General features: G+C 59.7%; 29 protein-coding genes. 9 read left to right on the top strand and 20 right to left on the bottom strand.

Going from position 1 to position 25,293, the window contains the following annotated elements:
• The first annotated feature begins 35 nt into the window (after positions 1-35).
• The 6 genes from F6V30_RS11790 to F6V30_RS11765 all read left to right on the top strand — a co-directional run bounded on the left by F6V30_RS11790 (position 36) and on the right by F6V30_RS11765 (position 4,927).
• On the top strand, positions 36-755 hold the full coding sequence (locus F6V30_RS11790) for a pyridoxine 5'-phosphate synthase (RefSeq protein WP_151157152.1): 720 nt from the start codon (positions 36-38) through the stop codon (positions 753-755).
• A complete protein-coding gene (locus F6V30_RS11785; RefSeq protein ID WP_151157151.1) occupies positions 752-1,132 on the top strand; it encodes a holo-[acyl-carrier-protein] synthase in 381 nt (126 codons plus the stop codon). Before F6V30_RS11790 ends, F6V30_RS11785 begins: the two co-directional genes overlap by 4 nt.
• A complete protein-coding gene (locus tag F6V30_RS11780; protein WP_151157150.1) occupies positions 1,129-2,706 on the top strand; it encodes an NAD(P)H-hydrate dehydratase in 1,578 nt (525 codons plus the stop codon). Before F6V30_RS11785 ends, F6V30_RS11780 begins: the two co-directional genes overlap by 4 nt.
• On the top strand, positions 2,694-3,146 hold the full coding sequence (locus F6V30_RS11775; RefSeq protein ID WP_149305970.1) for a CBS domain-containing protein: 453 nt from the start codon (positions 2,694-2,696) through the stop codon (positions 3,144-3,146). The genes F6V30_RS11780 and F6V30_RS11775 overlap by 13 nt, the downstream gene beginning before the upstream one ends.
• Positions 3,143-3,640: a tRNA (adenosine(37)-N6)-threonylcarbamoyltransferase complex ATPase subunit type 1 TsaE gene (gene tsaE / locus F6V30_RS11770; protein WP_151157149.1), complete on the top strand. Its 498-nt coding sequence runs from the start codon at positions 3,143-3,145 to the stop codon at positions 3,638-3,640. Before F6V30_RS11775 ends, tsaE begins: the two co-directional genes overlap by 4 nt.
• Before the next feature lie 72 nt (positions 3,641-3,712).
• A complete protein-coding gene (locus F6V30_RS11765; protein WP_151157148.1) occupies positions 3,713-4,927 on the top strand; it encodes an aspartate kinase in 1,215 nt (404 codons plus the stop codon).
• Positions 4,928-5,087: 160 nt separating this feature from the next.
• Here the strand turns inward: F6V30_RS11765 and F6V30_RS11760 are convergent, their stop codons facing one another.
• From F6V30_RS11760 to tadA, 3 genes are all read right to left on the bottom strand, one after another.
• Positions 5,088-5,441, bottom strand: a complete 354-nt coding sequence (locus tag F6V30_RS11760; RefSeq protein WP_151157147.1) for a hypothetical protein — start codon at positions 5,439-5,441, stop codon at positions 5,088-5,090.
• Positions 5,438-5,962, bottom strand: a complete 525-nt coding sequence (locus tag F6V30_RS11755) for a peroxiredoxin family protein (RefSeq protein ID WP_191965669.1) — start codon at positions 5,960-5,962, stop codon at positions 5,438-5,440. Before F6V30_RS11755 ends, F6V30_RS11760 begins: the two co-directional genes overlap by 4 nt.
• 87 nt (positions 5,963-6,049) lie before the next feature.
• Positions 6,050-6,529: a tRNA adenosine(34) deaminase TadA gene (gene tadA, locus F6V30_RS11750; protein ID WP_151157145.1), complete on the bottom strand. Its 480-nt coding sequence runs from the start codon at positions 6,527-6,529 to the stop codon at positions 6,050-6,052.
• 363 nt (positions 6,530-6,892) lie between these two features.
• On the opposite strand from tadA, the gene F6V30_RS11745 reads away from it, so the two are divergent.
• Positions 6,893-7,108 (top strand): hypothetical protein, encoded by a 216-nt coding sequence (locus tag F6V30_RS11745; protein ID WP_149305976.1) that lies wholly within the window; start codon positions 6,893-6,895, stop codon positions 7,106-7,108.
• Between the two features lie 48 nt (positions 7,109-7,156).
• On the opposite strand, the gene F6V30_RS11740 is transcribed toward F6V30_RS11745, so the two are convergent.
• Positions 7,157-8,005: an SPFH domain-containing protein gene (locus F6V30_RS11740; protein WP_151157144.1), complete on the bottom strand. Its 849-nt coding sequence runs from the start codon at positions 8,003-8,005 to the stop codon at positions 7,157-7,159.
• A 9-nt stretch (positions 8,006-8,014) separates the two neighbouring features.
• Complete coding sequence (locus F6V30_RS11735) at positions 8,015-8,464, bottom strand: NfeD family protein (RefSeq protein ID WP_338042771.1); 450 nt, start codon at positions 8,462-8,464, stop codon at positions 8,015-8,017.
• Positions 8,465-8,611: 147 nt separating this feature from the next.
• Between F6V30_RS11735 and F6V30_RS11730 the strand changes: the two genes are divergently transcribed.
• Entirely contained in the window at positions 8,612-8,797 is a 186-nt protein-coding gene (locus F6V30_RS11730) for a hypothetical protein (protein WP_151157143.1), read from the top strand.
• Between the two features lie 125 nt (positions 8,798-8,922).
• On the opposite strand, the gene F6V30_RS11725 is transcribed toward F6V30_RS11730, so the two are convergent.
• Positions 8,923-9,324, bottom strand: coding sequence for a DUF309 domain-containing protein (locus tag F6V30_RS11725; RefSeq protein WP_151157142.1), 402 nt, complete (start codon positions 9,322-9,324; stop codon positions 8,923-8,925).
• 203 nt (positions 9,325-9,527) lie between these two features.
• Between F6V30_RS11725 and F6V30_RS11720 the strand changes: the two genes are divergently transcribed.
• The gene (locus tag F6V30_RS11720; protein ID WP_151157141.1) at positions 9,528-11,108 is read left to right on the top strand and encodes a methyl-accepting chemotaxis protein; all 1,581 of its coding nucleotides are present in this window, start codon (positions 9,528-9,530) and stop codon (positions 11,106-11,108) included.
• A 128-nt stretch (positions 11,109-11,236) separates the two neighbouring features.
• On the opposite strand, the gene F6V30_RS11715 is transcribed toward F6V30_RS11720, so the two are convergent.
• The 14 genes from F6V30_RS11715 to gcvH form a co-directional block, all read right to left on the bottom strand.
• Complete coding sequence (locus F6V30_RS11715; RefSeq protein WP_246163469.1) at positions 11,237-12,082, bottom strand: hypothetical protein; 846 nt, start codon at positions 12,080-12,082, stop codon at positions 11,237-11,239.
• Positions 12,083-12,118: 36 nt separating this feature from the next.
• Positions 12,119-12,982: a transporter gene (locus tag F6V30_RS11710; RefSeq protein ID WP_151157140.1), complete on the bottom strand. Its 864-nt coding sequence runs from the start codon at positions 12,980-12,982 to the stop codon at positions 12,119-12,121.
• A 54-nt stretch (positions 12,983-13,036) separates the two neighbouring features.
• Positions 13,037-13,546 carry a MamS/MamX family magnetosome protein gene (locus F6V30_RS11705; RefSeq protein WP_151157139.1) on the bottom strand — a complete coding sequence of 170 codons (510 nt, stop codon included), beginning with the start codon at positions 13,544-13,546 and terminating at the stop codon, positions 13,037-13,039.
• A gap of 22 nt (positions 13,547-13,568) precedes the next feature.
• Entirely contained in the window at positions 13,569-13,889 is a 321-nt protein-coding gene (locus tag F6V30_RS11700; protein ID WP_151157138.1) for a hypothetical protein, read from the bottom strand.
• A gap of 176 nt (positions 13,890-14,065) precedes the next feature.
• Positions 14,066-15,415: a sigma-54-dependent transcriptional regulator gene (locus tag F6V30_RS11695; RefSeq protein ID WP_151157137.1), complete on the bottom strand. Its 1,350-nt coding sequence runs from the start codon at positions 15,413-15,415 to the stop codon at positions 14,066-14,068.
• Complete coding sequence (locus F6V30_RS11690; protein ID WP_151157136.1) at positions 15,412-16,647, bottom strand: two-component system sensor histidine kinase NtrB; 1,236 nt, start codon at positions 16,645-16,647, stop codon at positions 15,412-15,414. The genes F6V30_RS11695 and F6V30_RS11690 overlap by 4 nt, the downstream gene beginning before the upstream one ends.
• Positions 16,648-16,783: 136 nt before the next feature.
• On the bottom strand, positions 16,784-17,710 hold the full coding sequence (locus F6V30_RS11685) for a rod shape-determining protein (protein WP_151157135.1): 927 nt from the start codon (positions 17,708-17,710) through the stop codon (positions 16,784-16,786).
• Between the two features lie 26 nt (positions 17,711-17,736).
• Positions 17,737-18,669, bottom strand: a complete 933-nt coding sequence (gene secF, locus F6V30_RS11680) for a protein translocase subunit SecF (protein WP_151157134.1) — start codon at positions 18,667-18,669, stop codon at positions 17,737-17,739.
• 639 nt (positions 18,670-19,308) lie between these two features.
• Complete coding sequence (locus tag F6V30_RS11675) at positions 19,309-19,992, bottom strand: PilZ domain-containing protein (protein WP_151157133.1); 684 nt, start codon at positions 19,990-19,992, stop codon at positions 19,309-19,311.
• Positions 19,993-20,871: a lipoyl synthase gene (lipA, locus tag F6V30_RS11670; RefSeq protein ID WP_151157132.1), complete on the bottom strand. Its 879-nt coding sequence runs from the start codon at positions 20,869-20,871 to the stop codon at positions 19,993-19,995. It abuts the gene before it with no gap.
• Positions 20,868-21,686 carry a lipoate--protein ligase family protein gene (locus F6V30_RS11665; RefSeq protein ID WP_151157131.1) on the bottom strand — a complete coding sequence of 273 codons (819 nt, stop codon included), beginning with the start codon at positions 21,684-21,686 and terminating at the stop codon, positions 20,868-20,870. Before F6V30_RS11665 ends, lipA begins: the two co-directional genes overlap by 4 nt.
• A 21-nt stretch (positions 21,687-21,707) precedes the next feature.
• Positions 21,708-23,150: an aminomethyl-transferring glycine dehydrogenase subunit GcvPB gene (gene gcvPB / locus F6V30_RS11660; protein WP_151157130.1), complete on the bottom strand. Its 1,443-nt coding sequence runs from the start codon at positions 23,148-23,150 to the stop codon at positions 21,708-21,710.
• A gap of 212 nt (positions 23,151-23,362) precedes the next feature.
• Complete coding sequence (gcvPA, locus tag F6V30_RS11655) at positions 23,363-24,703, bottom strand: aminomethyl-transferring glycine dehydrogenase subunit GcvPA (RefSeq protein ID WP_151157129.1); 1,341 nt, start codon at positions 24,701-24,703, stop codon at positions 23,363-23,365.
• Between the two features lie 176 nt (positions 24,704-24,879).
• Positions 24,880-25,251 (bottom strand): glycine cleavage system protein GcvH, encoded by a 372-nt coding sequence (gene gcvH, locus F6V30_RS11650; protein ID WP_151157128.1) that lies wholly within the window; start codon positions 25,249-25,251, stop codon positions 24,880-24,882.
• Between the last annotated feature and the right edge of the window lie 42 nt (positions 25,252-25,293).

Raw genomic sequence — 25,293 nt, 5'->3', positions numbered from 1 at the left:
ATTTGCCCCTATGGCAAATGTCAGGAGGTTTTAACGTGGCAAAACTGGGATTGAACGTCGATCATATCGCAACCGTGCGTCAGGCCCGGGGCGGGTTGGAACCCGATCCGGTGACGGCGGCCGCCATGGGGGAATTGGCCGGGGCCGAGGGGATCACCATCCATCTGCGGGAGGACCGGCGGCACATTCAGGACCGGGACCTGGAGATCCTGCGCCAGACCGTGAAGACCAAGTTGAACCTGGAGATGGCCGCGACTCAGGAGATGGTGCGCATCGCCCTGAGGGTGAAGCCGGAGCAGGTCACCCTGGTGCCGGAGAAACGCCAGGAGTTGACCACCGAGGGGGGGCTGGACGTCATCCTCAATATCAAGGCCGTCACCGACGCCGTCAAACGCCTGCGGGACAACGGCATCATCGTCAGCCTGTTCATCGACCCGAATCAGGAACAAATCAAGGCCGCCAACAAAACCGGCGCCGATTACATCGAGATTCATACCGGCTCCTATGCCGAGGCCCGGGACTGGGCCCTGCAGGAGAAGGAGCTGGAGGCCGTCGATACCGCCATCAAGCTGGCCCGCAAGGTCGGCCTGGGGGTCAATGCCGGACACGGGCTCAACTACGTCAACATCAAGGCGATTACCGCCCTGGGCGGCATCGAGGAATTCAACATCGGCCACGCCATCATCTCCCGCGCCATGCTGGTCGGCCTCGACCGGGCCGTACGCGACATGGTCGAGTTGATCAAGTACGCATGATCTCCGGCATCGGCATCGATACGGTGGAGATCGGCCGCTTCCGGCGTTTCCTGGAAGACGGCAACCAGGCGATCATCGCACGGATCTTCACCCGGGAGGAACGGGACCGGTGCAGCGTTCGCAAGGATGCCGCCTCATGCTACGCCGCCCGCTTCGCCGCCAAGGAGGCCTTCCTGAAGGCATTGGGCAGCGGCCTGCGCGACGGCATTTCCTGGCACGACATGGAGGTCGTCAACAACGAGTCGGGCAAACCGGATCTCCGGCTCACGGGCCAGGCACACAAAATTTTCACGGAGAGGGGACTGGGGACGTCATTCCTCTCCCTGTCCCATGACGGCGGACAGGCCGTTGCCATGGTAGTGCTGGAGGCACCATGAAGGTCATAGCGGCGCAGACCATGCAGGAGTTGGACCGGCAGGCCATCCAGGAGCACGGCATACCGGGGCTGGAGTTGATGGAACATGCCGGCCACGCCTGCATGGAGGCCATCTTCCACGAGTTCGGCTATACGGGGGACAAGCGGGCCTTCATCTTTGCCGGCCGGGGCAATAACGGCGGCGACGGTTACGTCATCGCACGCCTGCTGCTGCAAAGCGGCTGGCAGGTCCGGGTCTGCATCCTGGCGGAACGGGACCGGATCGGCGGCGATGCGGCCATCAACCTTGAGCGGTTGCCGCCGGCCGCGGTCTCCTACTGCACCGTCCCGGGACAACTGGCGGGGCTGTTTCGAGAAGAGCTCAGCCAGGCCGATGTCGTCGTGGATGCCCTTTTCGGAACCGGCCTGAATAGCGAAGTTGCCGGCATCCACCGGGAAGCGGTGGAGTTGATCAATACTGCCGGGTGTCCGATACTGGCGGTAGACATCCCTTCCGGCATCCACGGGACGTCCGGCCGGGTGTTGGGGCGCGCGGTGCGGGCGACCGTCACCGTCACCTTTGCCGCCGCAAAACTGGGGCACGTCCTGTATCCTGGCGCCGACCACACCGGCCGCCTGGTGGTGGCCGACATCGGCATCCCGGCCGAACTCGTGGAGAACGCCTCCGGTTGCGAATTCCTCACCGCCGACAGCATCGCCCCCCTGCTGCGCCGCCGCGACCGTCAGGCCCACAAGGGGCATTTCGGCCACTGCCTGATCGTCGCCGGGTCCCGCGGCAAGACCGGCGCCGCCGCGCTCTCCGCCAACAGCGCCGTGCGGGCCGGTTCCGGTCTGGTGACCCTGGCGGTCCCGGAAAGCCTCAACCCTATTCTGGAGGTAAAGACCACCGAAGCCATGACCGTTCCCCTGGGCGATTCCGGCTGCGGCTACCTGACCGGCAGCACATTTCCCGCCATCGAAGGACTGCTCCCCGGCAAGGATGCCCTGGCCATCGGCCCCGGCCTGGGCCAGCACCCTGCCACCGTCGCCCTGGTGCATGCCCTGTTGAAAACAGTCGCCCTCCCCCTGGTGATCGACGCCGATGGCCTGAATGCCGTGGCTCAGGACGCGAACTGCCTGCTGGAGAAGAAAAGCACTCATGTCGTGTTGACCCCCCACCCGGGAGAGATGGCCCGCCTGATGGGGGCCACCATCGCAGACGTGGAAACCGACCGCATCGCCACGGCCCGAAAGTTTGCCGCCGCCTTCGGCGTTCACCTGATCCTCAAGGGTTCCCGCACCATCATCGTCGCACCGGACGGTAGCACGGCCATCAACGGCAGCGGCAATCCGGGCATGGCCAGCGGCGGCATGGGGGACGTGCTGACCGGCATCATCGCCTCACTCCTGGGCCAGGGGTACAACTGCCATGATGCCTGCCGCCTGGGGGTCTTCATCCACGGCTACGCCGCCGATCTGGTGGCCCGGGACAAAGGGGAGATCGGCATGAGCGCCGGCGACGTGCAGGAAAAGCTCCCCTATGCCTACCACAATCTACTACCGTTACCCAAGGAGAACAGCGTATGCAGACCGTAGCCGACATCATGACCAAAGACGTCGTCACCGTGAAAAAAGAGACCAACCTGCGGGAATTGTCGGGGATATTCGAGACCCGTCGCTTCGGCAGCCTGCCGGTGGTGGACGAAGCCGGAAACCTGACCGGCATCGTGACCTCCTCCGATCTGATCGAACAGGGGCGCAACCTGCATATCCCCACGGTCATTTCCATCTTCGATTGGGTGATCCCCCTGCAGGGGGAACGGACCCTGGAGCGCGAGGTGCAGAAGATGACCGCCCAGACCGTGGGGGAGATCTGCTCCGGCGACGTGGTGACGATCGCCCCCACCGACCCGGTCAGCACGGCCGCCGACATCATGAGCGACCGCAAACTGCATGCGCTGCCGGTGGTTGAGGGGCACAAGCTGGTGGGGATCGTCTCCCGCATCGACATCATCCGCAATCTGGTCCCGAAGTGATCGAAGAGACCTTCCACACCAGTTCGCCCGGCGAAACCGAGGAATTGGGACGGCAGCTGGGGGCGCTGCTGGAACAGGGCGCTTTCCTGGCGCTGCGGGGTGAACTGGGAGGGGGCAAGACCTGTTTCACCCGCGGCGTGGTTCAGGCAGTTGCCCCGGAGAGTGCCCATCTGGTGGCCAGCCCCACCTTTGCCATCATGAATCAGTACCCCGGCCGCGTACCGATCTATCACTTCGACTTCTACCGCATGGCAGGAGAGGCAGATATCGACGACCTGGGCTTCACGGAGTACCTCCAGGGGGAAGGCGTCTGTATCGTGGAATGGTCCGAGCGCCTGAAAGACCTGCTCCCCGCCGATCATCTGCGTATTACGTTCCGCTATGACGGCGACGACCGGCGCAGCATCACCCTGGAAGCGAGGGGAACATCCTCGGAGATTCTGTTGTCACGCTTGCTAAAGCGTATACAAGGCGATAAAATTTCTTTGACCTGAGAGTTGATAATCTGTTATAGAGCTTTACCTTCGGGCAGTCTGTCCCACCACCTATTTGTGAAGGAGCGATGTATGGCACTGGTAGTCCAGAAATACGGCGGCACGTCGGTTGGCACCGCCGACCGCATCAAAAACGTCGCCAAGCGGATCATCAAGACCTATGAAGCGGGTAATGACGTGATTGTCGTCGTGTCCGCCATGTCCGGAGAGACCAATAAACTGGTCGCCCTTGCCAACGAGATGAGCGAAATTCCCGACGGGCGTGAATATGACGTGGTGGTCGCCACCGGCGAGCAGGTCACCATCGGCCTCTTGGCCATGCACCTCAAGTCCCTGGGGTACAAGGCCAAGTCTTACCAGGGGTGGCAGGTGCCGATCATTACCGACAGCGTCGCCAGCAAGGCCCGCATAGAAAGCATCGACGACAAGAACATCCGTGCCGCTCTCAAAGACGGCGCCATCGTGATCGTGGCCGGTTTCCAGGGGATCGACGCGGCCGGCAATGTCACCACCCTGGGACGCGGCGGTTCCGATACCTCGGCCGTGGCCATTGCGGCGGCCCTCACGGCAGACGTCTGCGAGATATACACCGACGTGGACGGCGTTTATACCACCGATCCCAACATCTGCAAGGAAGCCCGCAAGGTCGAGAAGATCTCCTACGACGAGATGCTCGAACTGGCCAGCCTGGGCGCCAAGGTGCTGCAGATCCGTTCGGTGGAATTCGCCAAGAAATACAATGTGGACGTTCACGTCCGTTCGAGTCTTAATGAAAACACCGGTACCATGGTTACCAGGGAGGATAAGGAAATGGAAGGTATTCTCGTATCAGGGGTGGCGTACGACAAGAATGAAGCCAAGATTGCCGTCATGGGAGTACCGGACAAGCCGGGCATCGCCGCCAAGATTCTCACGCCGCTCTCCGACGCAGCCATCTCGGTGGACATGATCGTCCAGAACGTCAGCCAAGCCGGCTTGACCGACTTCACCTTCACCGTGACCAAGGCTGACCTGAAACAGGCCCTGTTGATCACCAATGAGGTCGCCAAGACGATTCAGGCCAAAGAGGTCCTTTCCGACGAAAACATCAGCAAGGTATCCATCGTCGGCCTCGGCATGCGCAGCCACGCCGGCGTCGCCACCCAGATGTTCGTCGCCCTTGCGGCCAACGGGATCAACATCCAGATGGTTTCCACCTCGGAGATCAAGATCTCGGTCGTGGTCGACGAGAAATACACCGAACTGGCCGTACGCGTGCTGCACGATACCTTCGGGCTGAAAGGCTGACCTCCCCTTCCCGCGTCCCAACGAAAACGCCCCGCCGGATTTCCCGGCGGGGCGTTTTCGTTGGCGATCCGGCCCTTTTGCCTATTTCGGCAGTTTGAACAGATCTCTGAACTGTTACCGTTACGCATGGCTCCCGACCGGGCGCCTAGTAGCCGCTGCCTCAACAGTTGGCGATAGTGTTGATTTGATAACCGTTGGCTTGAAAGGCAAGCTTGAGCGCACTGCGCTGCTCCGGCGTCATGTCTTCAAGAGTGGCCAACAGTCGTTCCTTAACCTTGTTGGACGAGCATATTCCCTCATGCAGGTCCTTCTGCGTCGCCTCCGGGAGGCGAGAGTCAGTCAGAATCCGATTTATATCGCCGGATTCGCAAAGCATTTTTTTCAGGGTCGCGCCATTACTGGTGACGTAAAAATGCTTGGCGTCCTTGTACACCAGGAAATTTGCGCTTCCGCACCCCGCCGTAAGACTCGTCAGAACCGCAAAGATACCAATCAGGATGTGCTTGTTCATCATGGCTGCCTTCCCTTCAGGAGTTTTTGCACCTTGCCCTTGATCTGGGCTGAATTCCAATCCAACTGCCCGATAAGTTTGTCCCGCACTATGCCGGAACGATCGATCAGTATGCTGACGGGCTGCCCGAAAAGCCCGAATGTATCGAAATAGACATTTTTTTCACTATCCAGCAGAACGGGATACTCTATCTTCAACCGGCTTGCCTGTTCACGAACAGGCTTTTCCGAAGAATCAATGGCAATGCCGAGCACCATCAGGCCTTTTGCCCTCATGTCGCGGTAAAGCGCATTCAATCCGGGTATCTCGGCTAAGCACGGGGGGCATGCGGTAGACCAGAAGTTCAAAATGACCGCGCTGCCCTTTAGCTCATTCAGGGTTACTCTGCGGCCATTCAGGTCCTTCAGGTTGAAGTTGGGAGCCTTGTCATTAACCCGTGCAGCCTGCGCAGCAGTACCTGCAAACAGGCAAAAACCGAGAACAAGACCAAGGCTGAATGCTTTCAAAGGTAAACCGATATTCATTGCCCCCCCGCACAAAAACATATTAAAATACAAATAAACATATACTTCAATTTAACATCGAACGCCAGAAATTTGTGATCGGGGGAATCAGGAAACAGGGAGGCTGCGCCGGCGGCGGCGCAGCTCGGCAAAAAAAGCGCTCAGCAGCGATGAGCATTCCTGTTCCATAATGCGGGGGACAAGGTCCACCCGGTGATTGAGGCGGGGATCGTTGGAGAGGTCGTACAGGGTGCCGGCCGCGCCCCCCTTGGGGTCGTGGCAGCCAAAGACAACGGTGGGTATGCGGGCCAGGATGATGGCTCCCATGCACATGATGCACGGTTCGAGGGTGACGTAAAGTGTCGTATCCAGGAGCCGCCAGGAGTTAAGCTTCCGCGCGGCCTTTCTGATGGCGATCAGCTCGGCGTGGGCCGCGGGGTCCTGGGCCGTTTCGCGCAGGTTATGGCCCCGGGCGATGATCTTGCCATCCCGGACAATGACGCAGCCGATGGGAACTTCGTCCTTGGCCCGGGCCTTGGCCGCTTCGGCGATAGCCTTGGCCATCCAGTAGTCGTGGTCGTTTTTCAAAGCTGTCTCACATCCTGTCCTGCGTTCCGTATGATCGTTCACCAGGGAAACATAGCGAAAAGGAGGCGGGGTTGTCTACCTAATTCCACGAGTATGAACTGGCCGCCCCCAGCCCCTCGAAAAAGCCGTTGTCTTTGAAATACTTGCAATTTATAGCTTGACCACGGGGTGTATTCATATTAGCTTTTAACGATGGGCCGGATTGCCCCTGTTCATGGACGGCGTGAGAATGGGGATGAGGTGAAGCAGCCGGACTCAGTTCTGGACCATTCGCTACAACAGGGTAGACCGGGAGTAAGAGGCCGTTGCATTACGCATGACGTTCCCAGAATTTCCCAATCACTCAACACCAGGTGGTGCCATATGTTTATGAAATCAAGCGACAAAGTTGTTAATGAGTTGCGCAAGGAACTGCGGGCGGCCATGGGAGACCACGGCAAGTTGAGCAAGCTGCACTCCCTTGTCACGGAAAAGATCAACCATGTGGAAACGTTCGGCGAAGAGAAGGAAAACCTCACCAGATTCAGGAAGGAAGTCAGGGACGCCCTTAACTGCTGTACCTCGCGGCCGGGGTTTTAGCACGCCTTGAGGGCGCCACCACGCCTGTTTCACCAATCCCCCTACCCGTTACCCTTTTCCCATCATGCCGCGAACGGCTGCCGGCAGGTCGGCCGGCAGGACCACCATCTTGGCGTTGGGTGAGGCGGCCAGCTTCTGCAGCATGTTGACGTAGCGGTCCCCCAGCAGGAACACGGCGGGCAGGTCGCGGTCCTTGATGGCCTCACTGATATCGGTAATGGCCTTGGCCGACGCCTCGGCCAGCCGGACCTGGGCCTCTGCCTCGCGCTTGGCGGCTTCCAGGCGTCCCTCAGCCTCTCGAATGGTGGCTTCCCGCTTGCCCTCGGCTTCCAGAATGGTGGCCTGCTTGAAGCGGTCGGCGCTGGCCTGCTGCTCCATGGCCCGCTGCATGGACTCGGACGGCTTGATGTCCTGAATCTCCACCGATTGGACATAGATCCCCCAGGTTGCCACCTCCTTGGAGATGGCGTCCTGAAGTCTGGCCTTGATATGTTCCCGCTCCGACAGGGCGCTGTTCAGGTCCATCTGGCCGATGATGGCCCGCAGGGAGGTCATGACCAGGTTCTGGATGGCATATTCGTAGTTCTGGATCTCGTACACGGCGCGGGTCGGATCGGTAACCTTGATGAAGGCGATGGCATTGGTGATGATGACCGCGTTGTCCCGGGTAATCACCTCCTGTGCGCCCACGGAGAGCACGTCCCCCTTGGTCGAGACCCGGTAGGCCACGGTATCGATGTAGGGGATGATAAAGTTGAGTCCCGGCTTGAGGGTCGAATGATATTTGCCCAGCCGCTCCACGACCCACTCCTGCCCCTGGGGAACGGTCTTGACCCCGGCGAACAGCGTTGCAGCGACCACCACCAGAAGAACGCCAAAAACAACAACTCCAGCCATCTTTCCCCCCTAGATTTTAGTTACCTTGAGAACCTGTCCTTCAATATCCACGACGCGGACCGAATCTCCCACCTGCAGCACCTCATCGGCATAACAGCCCCACTCGTCGGCGCCCAGCACGGCAATGCGGAATCGTACCGTCCCACGGCCGTAGCTATCCTCCGTCCCCCGGACGATGATGCCGGTTTCCCCCACGATCCCTTCCTTCGATTGGCCGGAATGGGTTCTACTGACCTTGGGCTTGAGATATTTGAACCACATCACGGTGAAACCGATGGACGACACGGTCCAGATGAACAGCTGCCCGGCCACGGGAAATCCCGGCCAGAGCGCCTTCAGCAGGCCGACCACCAAGGCCCCCAGGCCGAACCAGATGATCGTGAACGACGGCACGGCCAGTTCCAGGCCGATCAGGCAAAATCCGGCGATTATCCAGTACCACCATTCGAACTGCATCATGCGACCTCTTTCGTCAATATCATCGTCAAACTCTAGGCAATCATCCCTCAAAAGTATAGCAAAAATATCACGCAAAATTGACCTTTTTCCTTTTTTGTTGCACTTTGGATGCGCATATTGCAATAATAACGACCAAGGAGATTGATTATGGATATCGGCACGATTGCAGGGACCGCACTGTCGGTAAAAGGCGGACAGACTCAACAAACGCTGTCGACGGCCATGATAAAACAGGCCGCCAACCAGCAGAACCAGTTGGCCGACCTCCTGGCCCAGAACGTTCAGCAGGCTCCCAAGCCGGACAGCTCCTACAACTTTTCGACCTACGCCTGATGCGGTGCCCCGGGAAGGTTTTTCCCGTAACGGAAGTTAAAATATCCCCCGATAACGATACCCTCCCCAAATGCCCTTCCCCCGTCCGGGAGCGCAGACTTTTTTTCGACTTATAATCATCCGTTTTATTTGCAATCATCCGGCAGTGAAACAACCCTCAAAACAGGAATCAAAGACGGATCCAGCGACGCCATACGCTCTTTGCCTAACTGTATCAGCGCCTCCCGCACCCTGTCGGCAGCGGCGATGAAAGCGGCCACATCCACCCACTGGCAAACCGCCGGCACGCGCCTCAGGTACGCCGCCCCACCCTCCAAGAGCGTGACTGCACCGCCGAAATTGCCGTTTCTCCAATGGTGCAGGGCCACCGCCACCTGGAGAACTCCCTGGTAGAAGTAGCGCGCCTCGCCCTCCTCCCCCACCCAGAGGTCTTCAAGGGTCTCGTGGCATTCATACCAGCCACGGGTATTGAATTGCCGCACCGCCTCAAGCAATTGTCGCGACGGAGAGTCTTCACAACATCGCATAAACAGTACCTCACGTTTGTTCAGCCGCCAGCGCCAAACGCCTGCAACCACCCGAAAACAGCAGAAAAAAACACAAGTTGTTGTGCGCCCACGTGCAGGCTGGTATAGTTCCGTCCGTAACGTAAGGTTGATTGCCATTCTTGAACATGTCCTCACACGGAAGCGATGACACAACCAGCCACTATAGTCGGGGAGCCAATGCCATGAATGCACTCTGGAACTATTATCTCTGTTTGAGCATCAAAACCAGGCTCACAATCCTGTGTGTATGCTACAGCGGCTGCATCATCGCTGCAACCTTTGCCGGGAGGTCGCTTGACTCCGCCCTCCTGCAATTCTGCGCGGCTGCTTTCTTCATCTGCCTGGGGGCTCTGTTCGGCGGCATCAATGTCTGGGCCATAAGTAATTCCATCGGCCGGACCATCGGCTACCTGCAAACCATGTCCAAAGGCGATCTCAGCCCTGAGATCATCGTACGACGCAATAACGAAATCAGCAAGATCCTGATGGCCATGCGGGTCATGGTGGCAAACCTGACCGATGTGCTGCGCAACATCCACGAAGCAAGCCTTCAGATGGAACAGTCGTCGTTTCAGATCGCCGAAATATCCAACGACATCTCCAACGCAAGCCATTCCCAGCAGGAACGGGCGCAGGACGTGACTGCGGCGACATCCGAGGTTCGCATGATATCGGAATCGGTGCGGGAGTTGTCGGAACGGGTGCGCAGCACATCCTCTGAGACGGAGCAGGAGGCGGAACGCGGGCTCATGGCGACCAGGGACAATATCGCCCAGATGCGCCTGACCGTGGAAGAGGTGAACCGGGCGGCCTTGGAAACGGCCGGTCTCCACCAGGTGGGAGAAAAGATTCACCAGATTATTGAAAGCATCACCGATATCGCCGACCAGACAAACCTTCTGGCCCTGAATGCAGCCATAGAGGCGGCCCGGGCGGGTGAACAGGGACGCGGTTTCGCGGTGGTCGCCGACGAGGTGCGCAATCTGGCCTCACGCACGGCGCGGGAAACGGAGGAAATCTCCGGGATCATCGCTGAATTGACGAGCCAGGTCAACCAGAGCAGGAAGACAATGGAGCAGATCGTTACGCGGGTGCACGACGGCGAGCAAAAGACCCAGGAGACCGCAGAGATCATCGAGCGAATGGTAGCCTCGGTACGGGAGTCCACCGCTGCGAATACACGCATATCCGAGGTCAGCCAATCCCAGATGGAACAGTTATCCACCCTGCAGCTGAGTCTGGATTCGCTTTTCCACACCATTCGCGAAAGCGGCTCAAAGGTGGGGATAACCGCCACCATCAGCGCCGATCTCAACAATGTGACCCAGGAATTCAACAAACTGATGGCCCGTTTCACATTCGACACCGCCACCACGATCCTGCCCACACAAAACGAAAACCGGCTCTATCCCCGCGCCCAGAACGGGCTCCTGGTCTACGTGCGGCGCGCAGGCCAGCAAAACCCGATCAAAGGGATCTCCAGCGATTTCAGCCTGTCGGGGCTCAAGCTGCGCTTGCCGGGGAATACCGATATCCCGCACAACGAAACCCTCGAAGTGGACATCATGACCCCCTGCAAATCCCGGGACGAGTACGAGCGCCAGACGCCGCTCCGCATTGCCGCACGGGTTGTCTGGAACAGCAAACAGAAAGACAACGGCCTCTACGGGCTCCATTTCATCGACGCGACACCGCAGCAATTGCAAAGGATCGAGTCCTGTTTTGCCTACTTCCACAAGAATCCCCGTTTCCAGGAGAGATAGGCGGACAGAGGCACGTGTCCCGGTTCAATTACAGTTTAGTTTGTTCCTCCCCGGTAAGAAGCTGAATACAAAAACGGTCGTTCGCAAGTGCGAACGACCGTTTTTAGAGTCCCCAGGCAGTACGAGCCTCAGTTCATCATCATGCCGCCGGTCCCGGTCGTCCCTCCCGCCATGCCCCCTCTGAAGGCGGTCGACATATTCAGGTACGGCTGTCCGGCACTCATCATCGGCATATTCCCCAGGGTTGTGGTCATGGTGCCCATAAGGGTCGTCATGGCCGTTTGGGAATTCGGCCCCTTGATGGACGACATGTTGCTGAAGATCATCCCCATCATGCCGCGGTAGCGATTGACATCAACGGTAACGGTGGTTCCGCTTGTTCCCATCACTTGAGCCATCTCTCCCCCCATCAGGCTCGCCATATTCTGCGCCGCAGTGTGCATGGTGGCGTTATTGGCGAGCATATAGTCTTCGAGCATGTTCGTCCCGACCGTCATGCCAAGTTTGGCCGCCAGGGCGGTCATGGCCTGCTGCATGGAAGCATATTTCCCTGTTTCCATCATTTCCCGCAATTGGGACGACATGGGGCTGATGAAGTTGCTGTTGACCGTGCCGCTCGTGGCTGTGGCGGGCATGCTGAGGACATAACTGCCGGTGACCGGCAGCCCGGTATCCTTGTCGATGGTCTGCCCCTTGATTGCCAGCGCCACGATGGGATACTTGCCCACATCCGCGGGATCGACCGTCAGGGTGTACGCGCCATTGGCATCCGTGGTGGCCGAGGGTTCGCCGGCATCCAACTGGTAGTTACCGTTTTTGTCGAGGAATACGGTGGCACCGACGAGATAACCGTCAGCCACTTTGCCGCTCAAGGAGGTTGTTCCTGTTGCCGGAGTAGTCCCGCCTCCGCTGCCGCACCCGGCGATAAGGCCGACAGTAATCATCGCTGCTGCTAATATAGTTTTTTTCATCATGATCGTTTCTCCTTCAATCGCATCTGCACGCGAAGTCTAGAATTCGTAAAAGACGGCGAGTCCCATGCCGTACTCGGGACTGGCGGTCGTGATCCCCTTGGCCAGATAGCCATCGATGCCGGTGTGTTTCGCGAACTGGTACTTGACTCTGAGCCGCGCCTCCAACTGGGACGCTGCGCCGTTGACGGTAGGAGTGGTCCCTTTGAGCAACACCATGGGGCGCAGCCGCTCGGTGAGTTGATAACCTGCTCCGGCGTAGTAGTTGAGATAATTTTTGACGGCAATGACCGATGATTTTCCCTGGATGACGTACCCCGCCTCGCCGTCCGCAAACCAACTGCCGAACCACTTGGTTAATTCCACGGCAAAGCCTTCATCAAACTCCCCGGTCCCAAGGAATTTGTTCTTGTCGGCGGTGGGAATTTTCACGTAGACGTTGGGGCGGATGGCCGGCACATACTTTTCCTCGGTGTACAGGACATATCCGGCCTTTAGTTTGATGTCGCCGAGCCCGGAATGGGAATTATTGACGCTCCCCGCCGACGCGGAAGTCATCGAGCCGGAGGCCCCCATGCCATTCATTGCCGCCACAACCGACTGCATGCCCGTGGACTGCCCCTGCATCCCCATGTATTGCCCCGCCACCACCGCACTACTGCTCTGGTAGACAAAGGGGATTTCCAGCGAAAAATCAAGTCGCTCGGTCGGGTAGACCGTCGCCGTGAACGGCATGTATATGGAGTCGGTCCTGATTCCGGTTCCGTATTTACCCGACGCGAACTCAAAGCCAAGGCCGACGGAATATGCGGGTTCGTCGGCACAAGCCCATGCCGGAAGAATGAAGAGGGTCATGACGGCAAGAAGGGAGGAAAACCTTCCCGATCCTATCAAGTGTTGCATTGTGAGCTCCTTCTTTAAGATAATCGGCTTCGTGGGCAACAAGGACGGCAAACTTCAGCGTCTCATCATCCCGCCACCGCCGCGCATCATGCCACCGCCCTGCATCATGCCGCCCGAATTCCACCCGGACCAGGCGGCCCTCCCTTGATCATTTCGCAATGCTGCTTGAGAGCCGGTGGTCTTGTTTGTGAGCTTCTGCACCATCAGATAAGTTTTCCCATCCTTACCCTGGGCCTTGGAGCCCTTGGCGCTGATATCGTCGTTGGGATGGAGCGGAATTTCCTTTTTCTCCCAGAACGACTTGGGCCCAAGATTGAGGCTGATGGTCTCCCCACCGGCCTTTACGTCCACAAAAATGTGCTCTTTTTCTCCGGTCTGGGGAGAAGATACCACGCGACCCGTTACGGTCGTCACCGTGTTCACATCGTACCCCTTGGCGAAGTCCAGACCGCTCTTCCCAACGGCATCGCTGCCGAAGCCGAAGCCGGCAAACGCGGAGCCGATCAGCAGGCCATTCAAAACGATTGCCAACGTCGCGATGGAAAAAAAACGGTCTTTGGTCATACTGGACTACTCCCGATTCGTGCTATTTGGTGGTTGTGGCTGCGGGCGGTTTCGTGGCGGTCATACCGTTGCCGCTCCCGCCTATCTGCCCGGACGGCATGGTGGCGCCGCCCTGAGCCCCTGTTCCATTCATGGCCATATGCTGCGGCCCCGTGCCATTCATCGCCCCCTGATGCATGCCCGCGCCACCGGCCCCCTGCATGCCGGAAGACATCTGATGCCCCCCGCCCATGCTTCCCCCCATTTGGCCGCCCCCCATCCCGCCGCCGAAAGCGAATGCCTGGACGGCAAGTATGAGAGCGGCGCTTGCCGCCACTGTTGAGATTGTTCCGATCCTTTTCATTTGTGGATACCTCCGTGGAATATGATGATTCTGTCCAGGTATATTCCACGGTGTATGCCAAAACGAAAAACTTTAGCAATACCGCGATATCATTAATTTTATTGTTTATTCATAAAAGTCAAATAAGGATAAAATGTGCAGACAATTGCACCATGTGAGAAGAATGTTGCACAACACTAGTCTTCGTCGAGCAGGCCAAACTCCTTCAGCTTGTATTGAAGGGTCCGGCGCGACACCCGTAGCTCCTCGGCAGCCAGACGGCGGTTGCCGCCATGCTGTTCCAGGGCTTTGACGATCAGATCGCGCTCCACCATTCTCAGCTTGTCCTTGCCGGTAATAGCGACCGGCTCCGGTGAACGCGCCAGAGCATCGGGGAGATTGGCAGCCCGGACCATATCCTGGGCAAGGATGACGGCCCGCTCCACGACGTTCTGCAACTCGCGGATATTGCCCGGCCAGGCATACGCCTTCATGGCCTTGAGCGCCTCCGGTTCGATGCCCTTGAGCTTCTTGCCGACCTGACGGCAGAAGCGCTGGATAAAGTACTCGGTCAGCAACGGGATGATATCCCGCCGTTCCCGGAGCGGCGGCAGGTTGACCGGGAAGACGTTGAGACGGTAGAAGAGATCCTCGCGGAAACGCTTCTCCGCGACCTCTTCCGCAAGGTCGCGGTTGGTTGCCGCAATCACCCGCACATCGGCCTTGATCTCCTTGCCGCCCCCGACCCGTTCGAACACCCGTTCCTGAAGGACCCGCAGCAGCTTGGCCTGGAGGGCCACCGGCATTTCACCGATTTCGTCCAGAAAAATGGTCCCCCCCTTGGCCAATTCGAACTTGCCCAGTCGGGCCTGGATAGCCCCCGTAAAGGCCCCCTTTTCGTGGCCGAAAAGCTCACTCTCCAGCAGGTTTTCCGGGATGGCCGCACAGTTGAGCGGGACGAGCCCGCCGTTGCTCCGGGGGCTGAGCAGATGGATGGTCCTGGCCACCAACTCCTTGCCGGTGCCGCTTTCGCCGTAGAGAAGCACATTGGCCGTGGTGCCTGCCACGTTGTGGACCAGTTTTTGTATCGACTGCATGGCCGATCCCGCAAAGATGAGCTCTTCCGGCGGTAACCCAACCGTTTCGGATTCCTTGAGCGCACGGTAGTCCCGCGAGTGTTGCAGGCCTTCAAGCGCCCGGTCCACAATCCTCAACAGGGTATCCGGGTCTTCCAGCGGTTTGGTGAGAAAATCGAAGGCCCCATCCTTCATGGCGCCGACCGCCTCCTCCACCGTTCCGAACGCGGTCAGAAAGATAAACCGGGGAGGGTTGGCATCCTGTATGGTGTCCCGGAACAGCTCAAGACCGCTTTTGCCGGGCATCTTCAGATCCGAGATAACCAGGTCGAACTGCTTGCCCTTTATCAACCGGGCCCCGGACAGTCCGTCGCCGGCGGTGAGCACATCATGCCCCTCGTCCTCCAGAACGGTCTGCAAAAAACTCCTGAAGGTTTCATCGTCCTCGACCAGCAGAATACGCCCTTTCATGACTTCTCCCCTACCCGTGCCCCTGGCAGCGTTATGGTTACCGCCGTCCCGCGGCCTGAACTTTCAAGTGCAATCGAACCGTGGTGTTCTTCGATGATCTTCTTGCTGAGCGCCAGCCCCAACCCCGTGCCCCTGGCCTTGGTGGTAAAAAAGGGTGTGAATATCCTGGCAAGGTTTTCCGGGCTGATGCCGTGCCCGGTGTCGCTGATGGTGACGATTGCCTGGGGGCCGGCCGCGTGCGCCGTTACGCGAAGCTCTCCCCCGTCGGGCATCGCCTGCACGCCGTTTTTGACGATATTGAGCAGCACCTGTCCGAGCCGGTCCCGCTTGCCGGTTACCACCAGATCGTGGGGGCAGTCCACGACGAGGACGACCCGGGCCTGTTCGGCTTCTGGCCGTACCAGATCGACGCAATGTTCGACAAGTTGGGCAAGGGCACAAGGCTCCGCCTCACCCCCGTCGTTCCTGGCAAAGGCGAGCAGGTCCGTCACCAGGGACTCGAGGCGCCGGGCCTCCGCCACGATCCGGTGGGCGGATTCCTTTGTCCGGGGGTCGTCGGGCCTTTTTTCAATGAGCTGGGCAAACCCTTTGATCCCTGCCAGGGGGTTGCGGATCTCATGGGCCAGCATGGCGCCCATTTCCCCCATTTGGGCCAGGCTTTCGCGCTGCGCCATTTCCTGCCGGTGCAGCTCTTCCCGCAGGGAATAGCGATAGATGACAAAGGTCAGGAACCACCCGACCGCTACCAGGGCGAACAGTACGGCCATGGTCAGTCGGGCATGCCTGATGACCGCGTCCGCCCGGTAGGTGTGGAGCACCAGACGCAGCCCCAGGGTCTCACGGGGCGTATGGATGTGGCCGTACAACTCGTACGCGGTTTCACCCGTTGCGAGCTTCACGCGGGTTCCCGACATGGTTTCGGCAAACAACCGCCGCAACGTATCGCTGTTTTGCAACCGGGTGCCTATCAACTCCTGGTTGGAGTGGAATCGGTAAACGCCCTCCCTGTCGACAAGAGCGAAATAGGCTAAATCCTGGGCATGGAACGTCGCCAGGGATTGGAGGGATGGGTCGTGAACCACACTGTTTTCAATGGCCGCATGAAGCGAATGGGCCAGCCCGAAAAGATTATCCTCCGCGATGGGGCGCGCATCGCGATAATTGTTCATGGCGAACCAGAGGATGAACAGGGAGAGCCCGACCCCGCATACCAATCGAATCAGTTTGAGCATAACGCGGCTTTCGTTACCAGGAGATTGCGAGGGGAACGGCATCTGGCAAGTCTAACACAATTTTCCGGATCGGTATCCGTGGATAACTACATTTTTTCGACCAGGAGCAGATCCCGTTTGCGCAGCGGGCTTGGGCTCACTGCTTCCACATATTGAGCATCGCCACGATCGGCAGCATGGCGTACGCCCCCCGTACGACCGCTTCAAGCGGGTTGGCAACCGGCATGACCGTAATGCCGGTTGCCGCCTGAATCCTTTCCCGCATGCCGGCCAGCAGGGCGCCTCCTCCCGTCAGGGTGATGCCGTTTTCGATAATCTCGCTTCCCGTTGCGTGCGGCACCTCCCGGAGAAATTCCGTTATCAAGCCCAGGATCGCTTTCACCGCCGGATCGCAGGCCTCCCGCGCCTCAACGAGACCGATCTGCGGCAGCGCAGGACCATCGCCTCCCCGCGCATCCCGTGTCGGCACGGGAACAGCAGCCGAACCGCGGAGCGCCGCGCGAACCAGCGACTCAGCCTGACGGGTGGATATCCGCATGTTCCGCATCCTGAGCATCCCCTCCCGGACCGCGTTCCGTAGCGCACAGCACCCTCCGCGCAGGGCTGCCGTGTCCACGACCTTACCGGACGTGATGACGGCGCAGTCCGTTACCCCCTCGCCGATATCGACGACCATCCGGGCATAGGGCGATACGATATCGACCCCTGCACCGACGGCTGCGGCGAGGGGTTCCGGGACAACGACGACAGCGCATGCGCCGCCCCGGGAAACCCCCTCGATAAGAGCATTGCGCTCATCGGCGTTCGCATCGGTAGGGGCGCACGCCACGGCGCGTGGACGGATCATGCCGAATATCCTCATTTTTGAAATGAGCGGTTCAAGAAGCGCCACCACGGCATCCGGATTCGCCACGACGCCGCACGACAATGCCGGGACGTTTCCAGCCATGGAAGCATGGGTTATAACCCCATGCCCCTTGCTGACGACACGGGTCGTTGCAGTACCCAGGTCTATGGCTATATCCGGACGCCACGGGGAGAGCCCTTCCCAATGTTTGGCCATGATGATTCTCCTGCTGGAAAAGTATTTCACGATTCCTGGAACTGTGCCTCTTGTTGCCCGGACCTTCCCGACCTGCGTTCCAGTTCCAGCACTATGGGGCTTGCGATAAATATGGATGAGTAGGTTGCGATGACGACGCCGCTTACCAGGGCGAGGGCAAAATCGTGGATTACCTCCCCGCCGAAAAGAAACAGCGACAGTGCCGCCAGAAACGTGGTCAACGAGGTGATCACGGTCCGGGACAGGACTTCGTTGATGCTTCTGTTGAATATGCTCTCCATGGACCCGGACAGATTCCTGTTGAGATTTTCCCTGATCCGGTCGAACACCACCACCGTATCGGTTAGAGAGTACCCTGCAATCGTCAGGACCGCGGTAATGAACAGAAGGTTGATCTCCTTGTCCAAGACGTAAAACAGGGCAACCATCGCCAGCACATCATGGAGTGTGGAGACGACGGCGCCAAAGCCGAACTTGAAATCAAAACGCCAGGCTATGTACAAGATGATGCCGAGCATGGACACTCCCACCGCTATCAGGGTATCCTTCTTGAGCTTGTCGCCGATGGAAGGACCTATCTCCGTGGAGCTCTCCACCACGAAATCGTTCCCCGGGAACCCTTTTTTGAAGACTTCCTTGATGGTATCGACGTTGTTCCCGGCCATCAGGCTGGCTTTTCCGACCTTGACAAGGAGCTTGTTCCCCTCCTGGATTTCCTGCAGGTTGGCCTCGCCGAGGTTGTTCCGGGCAAGGAGGTCACGGGCCTTTTCCAGAGGGACCGGCTGGGTGAAATTGAGCTGCACCGATGTCCCCCCGGAAAAGTCGATGCCCATATTGGCGGCGTTTCTGGCGATCTGGACAATGCCGATCAAGCCTATAATAACGATGATACCCGATACGATGAAGGTGATGTTTCTCTTGCCGATAAAATCGACCGCGGTTTTATTGATAAGTTGCACCGTTTCCTCCTGGAAGCGTGTTTTTTGAGATTGGAAAGCGACAGGACGTTCCGCAGACGGCACGAAAGCAGACGATGGCCGGCGCAGGACGTTGTCCTGCCGACAGGGGCACGCAGAAACCGTTCGCGGAGAGACCTCTCCCGACGCCATACGGCTTGCGATGGTAAACTAAGGATAGTGCAGGGAGACGGAGCAGTTACGCGGGCGGTGCCCTGGCTGGGACGGCCGGGACTGCGGCCGAGATGAGAGCATGGGGGTCACAGGGGTAAGACGAAATGTGGGCGACACGATTTCCCAGCCGGGAGACCGTGCCGGAAAGATCCAGCACCTGGGCGCTTTTTGCAAGCTTGCCGTGGGAGGATTGCAGCAGATTTTTGACAACAAGGTGGGCTGATGGCTTGACTTTTTGCGGGCTTGAGAGCTTCGGTTCCCGTGGATTGGCAAGGTGGGGTACGCTTATCCCCTGGAGAATAAAGAAAACCGCGGCCACCATGACAAGCGGCAGCAGACATTTCCTGTGGATAGCATATGTCTCCAATAAACGCATGGATAAAGCCTATACGAAACCGCTATCGGGCGCAAGTGATATCGGTCGCACCGTGCCGTACCGGCGAGCGGCCATACGGCGTACGGCCGCGATCATTTTTTCAGCTTGCCCCGGCAGAGCGAGAGGATTTCCGCCTGCTGCTGCGGGGTCATCACATCGAAGCGAGCGCCGACACCGGGAATCTCGCTGGTCATCCCCCACTCCCGTTTCCAGCAGATGGTGGACGCAATAGGCGTCGGGTCGCTCAGGGCAACGAGTCGTATCCATACGGTCGATTGCAGGGCAATCTCGTCGTTGACGCAGAACAGGAAGCAACCGCCCGCCGAAAAGTCGATACAGACCGTACGTTCGGCATCCGTCATATCCGGGGAGCATGACAACACGGCATTCAGATTAAGCGGCACCCTGTTGCAAATGGGAGCGACCTTCGGGGGTTGTTCGCAGCAGTATCGAAGGTGCTCCTCGGGGGTACAAGCCCCATCCTGATCGTCCCATGAGATCAGCATGCGAATCTTTTGGGTTTTGGCGGTGATGTTGAGGCGAGCATTGGGCATGGCATGCAGGGCATCCTCCACCAGGCTCTTTTCGTACCGGGACGCCTTTACCATCAGCGGCATGTCGAGAAAGATGGCGTTATAGGGCTGCCGGGCGGCCTGATTCGCCACATCGCGCAGAGATGCCACCGTATGGCAGATTACCCGCTCATTTTTGATAAACGTTTCATATATGAGGCGCCGTTCTTCGTCGGCAACGGCCAGAAGTATTTGGGGCTGCATCTATGTTGTCTCCTTGTGGCATGCGCCGGGGATATCCGCCAGATACTGTCCTGCATGGTAGGAACTGCGCACGTAGGGGCCGCTCTCCACATGGCTGAATCCCATGCCCAGGGCGTTTTCCCGCAACTCGTCGAAGACCTCGGGCCGGACATACTCCTGCACCGGGTAATGGTTGCGGCTGGGGGCCAGGTACTGGCCGATGCTGAGATAGCCGCACCCCGCACCCCGCAGGTCGCCCAACACCTGCACCACCTCGTCCCGCGTCTCCCCCATCCCCAGCATGATGCCCGACTTGGCCGGGGTTTCCGGCGCCAATTCCCGGCAGGTGCGGAGCAGATCCAGGGAGCGGCCATAGTCGGCACCGCTGCGGATGTGATACAACCGCGGCGCCGTCTCCACGTTGTGGGCGATAATATCCGGCTCCGCGGCCATGACGGTTGCCAGGCTCTGGCGGTCACCCTGGAAATCGGGGATGAGCGGTTCGATGCGCGTTACGGGCGATGCGGCGCGGATGGCAACCACAGTTGCAGCGTACAGGGCTGCCCCGCCGTCCGGCAGATCATCCCGGGTCGGACTGGTGATCACCACATGGCTCAGCCCCAGCCGGGCAACCGCACCGGCCACCCTGGCCGGTTCCCCGCTATCCACCGGCTCAGGCGGCGATTTGTCCACGTTGCAGAAGGAGCAGTGCCGGGTACAGTGTTTCCCCAGGATCAGGAACGTGGCCTGGCCGCAGCGGAAACATTCGGAGATATTGGGGCAAAGCGCCTGCTGGCAGACCGTGTTCAGGTGCAGCTCCCCCAAGAGCGCCCGCATCCCGGCCTGTTCCCCTGGATTAACGCGTTTTTGCAGCCACTCCGGTTTCCTCGCCATCTTCACGCATCCCCCCCTTCCAGGTTCCAGCGATCCGTACCGTACCGCCCCACCAGCAACTCCCCGGCCAGAGAGCGTTCCTGTTCCGTGAGCGGCTGGGGCGAAAGCTCCACGGTGAAGTTCCTTTGAAAGGCCTCGATCAACTTGTGCCGCACCACGTCGTACTCCGGGGGGATGCCGCACTGTTCCAGACTGACGGCGTCCTCCGCCAGGCCGGGCGCCCGATCCTTCATGAACGAGAGTCCCAGAGTGGCCCGGTTCACCAGCGGTAGCGAACCGTGCTGAAAGATGATCCCCTTCTGCCGGCGCTGGGCATTGCCGCCGATCTTTTTCCCCCGCACCAGGATGTCGAAACTCTCCTTGCCCGCAAAACAGAAGGGGGTCCGTTCTCCCAGACGCACATCCGGGGAGACGGCGTCCAGGGCATATGATACCTCAAGTCCCAGGTCCCGGTACAGGGCAATCAGAAAACCGGTCAGTATACGGAATGAATCCTTGATGGACGAGGCGGGCGGGATCTGGTCCGGCGAACAAACCAAGGCATAGGTCACCTCGTCGGCGTGGTAGATCGTCCCGCCGCCGGTGATGCGGCGCACGATGGGCACCCCACCGGCCCGGCAGCGTTCCAGGTCCAGCACTTCCGCCGCTTTCTGGAAACGCCCCAGGGAGAGGGCCGGCGGCTGCCAGCCGTACAGTCGCAGCACCGGGTGGGACCGAACCGGGTCAAAGGAACACAACAGCGCCTCGTCGATGGCCATGTTCTCCGCTCCGGTGCGCGGTCCGTCCTCGATGAGGCGCCAGGTTGACGCGGTATCAGTCATCTGTGGACATTCCCTTCCCGATCACCCCAGGCAGCAGACATGCTGCTCCCTGGCCGCCTTGGTCTCGTCCAGCCGCGAGACCGGCATGGTCAGCGGCGCGTCCAACAGCGCCCGGGGGTCGCTTTCGGCGGTCCGGGCGGCCTCGATCATCACGTCGATAAAGGCGTCCATGGCTGCCTTGCTCTCGGTCTCGGTCGGCTCGATCATGATCGCTTCCTTGACGATGAGCGGGAAGTAGACCGTGGGAGGGTGATACCCCCGGTCGATCAGGAACTTGGCGATATCGATGGCGTGCACGCCGTGGGCCAGTTGCCGGGAGGCCGAGAAGACGCACTCGTGCATGCAGGTCTGGTCGTAGGGGAGATCGTAGTAGGGCTTCAGGCGTTCCTTAATGTAGTTGGCGTTGAGCACCGCCTGCTCGGACACCTGGATCAACCCCTCGCGCCCCAGCATGATGATGTAGGCATAGGCCCTGACCATGATGCCGAAGTTGCCGAAAAAATTGGCCGCGCGGCCGATGGAATCGGGCCGGGAGGTCTGGAGCACAAAGGTCCCCTCGTCGTCCATGTCGATGCGCGGCTGGGGCAGGAACGGGATCAGGGCCTTCTTGACCCCCACCGGACCGGCACCGGGACCGCCTCCTCCGTGGGGCGTTCCGAAGGTCTTGTGCAGGTTGACGTGCACCACGTCGAAACCCACGTCCCCCGGTTTGACCTTACCCATGATGGCGTTCAGGTTGGCGCCGTCGTAGTACATCAGGGCGCCGAACGAATGGGCGATGTCGCAGATCTCCTTGATATGCGGGTTGAACAACCCCAGGGTGTTGGGGCAGGTCATCATCACCGCCGCCACCTCGTCGCTCATGGCCTGCCTGAACAGTTCCAGGTCCATGTCGCCGTAGGGCGCGGTCGGCACGGTGACGATCTCGTAGCCGGCGATGGTGGCCGAAGCCGGGTTGGTGCCGTGGGACGAGTCGGGGACCACGACGTATTTTTTCCTGTTCCCCTTGGCGCGATGGTAGGCTGAGATCAGCAGGATGCCGGTCATCTCGCCGTGGGCGCCCGCCAAGGGCTGGGTGGTGACCTCGTCCATGCCGGTGATGTCGGCCAGCATCTGCCCCAGGTCGTAGAGCATCCCCAGGTTCCCCTGGCAGTACTCCCCGCCCCCCGGCAGAAGCGCCGTCATGGGATGGAAGGGGGCGAACAGGGCCGCGGCGTTCTCCAGCACCTTGGCGTTGTACTTCATGGTGCAGGAGCCCAGTGGGTAGAAGTTGGTGTCCACCGAGAAGTTCAGCCGGGACAGGTTGGTGAAGTGCCGCACCAGATCCAGTTCGGATACCTCGGCCAAGCCGGCCGGTTCCGCGCGCAGCAGACCATCCGGCAGAGGAGGGGCGGGAGGCACGTCCGAGGCTGGCAGCTTCACGCCCCTGCGGCCGGGAACGGATTTTTCATAGATAAGTTCCATACGATAGTCTCTCCAAGATCAGATATGCCCGCATTACAACCTGAATCCGTGATGCCGGAATGCCGCAATGGCCGGAAGAGCCGGAGCCCGCTCGCTGCCGTGTCGTGACAGCCCACTCACCAAGCTGGTCCGCCGCCTAATGGCCGAAGACTGCTCAAACGCAAAGGCAGAGGCCTTCCGGACTAGCGGCATGGAGGCGTCACGGATTCAGGTTACAACTCGGCCCGCAGCGCCTCGGCCAGCCGGTCGATCTCTTTCTTCGTTCGCTTCTCGGTGACCGTCACCACCAGGGCGTTGGCCGAATCCTCGTAGTAATCCCCCAGCGGCACGCCGGGGGCGATACCCTGCTTGAGCAGTTCCGCCACGACCGGTGCGGCCGGCTTGGGCAGGAACACCGTGAACTCGTTGAAGGTCGGCGCCGATTGCACTACGGTCACACCGGGAATTCCGGCCAAGCGGGCCTTGGTGTATTCGGCCTTGTCGCGGTTGAGGCGGGCCAACTCCGCCACCCCTTCCCTCCCCACGGCCGAGAGGAAGATCAGGCCGCGCAGGGCGCACAGCCCCTGGTTGCTACAGATGTTGGAGGTGGCCTTGTGGCGCTTGATGTGCTGTTCCCGTGCCTGGAGGGTCAAGACGAAACCGCGTTTGCCGTTCTTGTCCACGGTTTCGCCGACGATACGCCCCGGCATGTTGCGGATATAGGCCTTTTTTGCGGCGATGAAGCCGAAGGAGGGGCCGCCGAAGGAGAGCGGGTTGCCCAGACTCTGGCCGTCCCCCACGGCGATATCAGCCCCCATGTCGCCCGGGGGCGTTATGAGGCCCAGGGAAACCGGATACACGGAAGCCACCAGCAGGGCGCCGGCGGCATGCACCTGTTCCGCCAGGGGGCTCAGATCCTCGATGCAGCCGAAAAAGTTGGGGTTCTGCACCAGTACCGCCGCAACGTGCTCATCCAGGCAGGCGGCCAGGGCGGCGCGGTTCAGCAGGCCGTCCAGGGGAGCGATCTCCACGACCTCCACCGCCTGATTGTAGAGGTAGGTCTTGAGCACCTGCCGGGAGAAGGGACTGACGCAGCCGTCCACCACGATCCGGGTGCGGCCGGTCGCCCGCAGGGCCATCATGGCCGCCTCGGCGCAGGCCGTGGCACCATCGTAGAGCGAGGCGTTGGACACCTCCAGACCGGTCAGGCGGCAGATGGCGGTCTGGTATTCGAACAGGGCCTGCAGGGTCCCCTGGGAACACTCCGGCTGGTAGGGGGTATAGGCGGTGTAGAACTCGGCCCGGCCGGAGAGGTGATCGACCACGGCGGGAATGATATGGTCGTAAAAACCGCCCCCGATGAAATTGACCATGGCGGCGCCGTTGTCGGCGGCAATGGCCTGCATCCGGGCAAAGGTCTCGAACTCGGACATGCCGGGGGGGATATTGAAGGTCTTGGCCCGCAATTCGGGCGGGATCGGAGCAAACAACTCCTCGACGCTGGAGGCGCCGACAACCGAGAGCATCTCCCTGATCTCTTCCGGCGTATGGGGGCAGTAATGACTGTCATTCATGCGGACTCTCCTGAGAGGTTGTTGAAAAACAGCCATCTCGCCGCCATCCTCGAAAGCCCCCTTGTGCGGCGTAGCGCTGCTACGCCTCCGCAGGGCTTTCTGCGGGTGCGACGATCTGACTATTTTTGAACAACCTGGGTGTTTCAACAGCCTGCTGGCAAAGGCGGGATTCGCCCCTAAATGGTTTTAAGATACTCGTCGTACTGCTCCCGGGTCATCAGGTTTTTCAGTTCCGCCTCGTCGGCAATCTCGATCCAGGTCAGCCAACCGGCGTCTTCCGCGCTTTCGTTGACGATCTCCGGGGCGTCGTTCAGGGCTTCGTTGATCTTGACCACCTTGCCGGAAACCGGCGAGAAGATGTCGCTGGCGGCCTTGACCGACTCGATGGCTCCCAGCATATCGAACTGTTTGACCACCTTGCCCATGGCGGGCAACTCCACAAAGGTGATGTCCCCCAGTTCATGGGCGGCGTGTTCGCTGATGCCCACCGCGCCGATCCCTTCTTTTACCCTGACCCATTCGTGTTCCTTGGTGAAATAGATGCTCATGCCGGTATACCCTCCTTTTAAGATAAAAAAATCTGTAAAATC

It is taken from the genome of Oryzomonas sagensis (assembly GCF_008802355.1).
Classification (GTDB): domain Bacteria; phylum Desulfobacterota; class Desulfuromonadia; order Geobacterales; family Pseudopelobacteraceae; genus Oryzomonas; species Oryzomonas sagensis.
The sequence above is the reverse complement of the archived record's forward strand: the minus strand, read 5'-3'. Positions and strand labels throughout refer to the sequence as shown.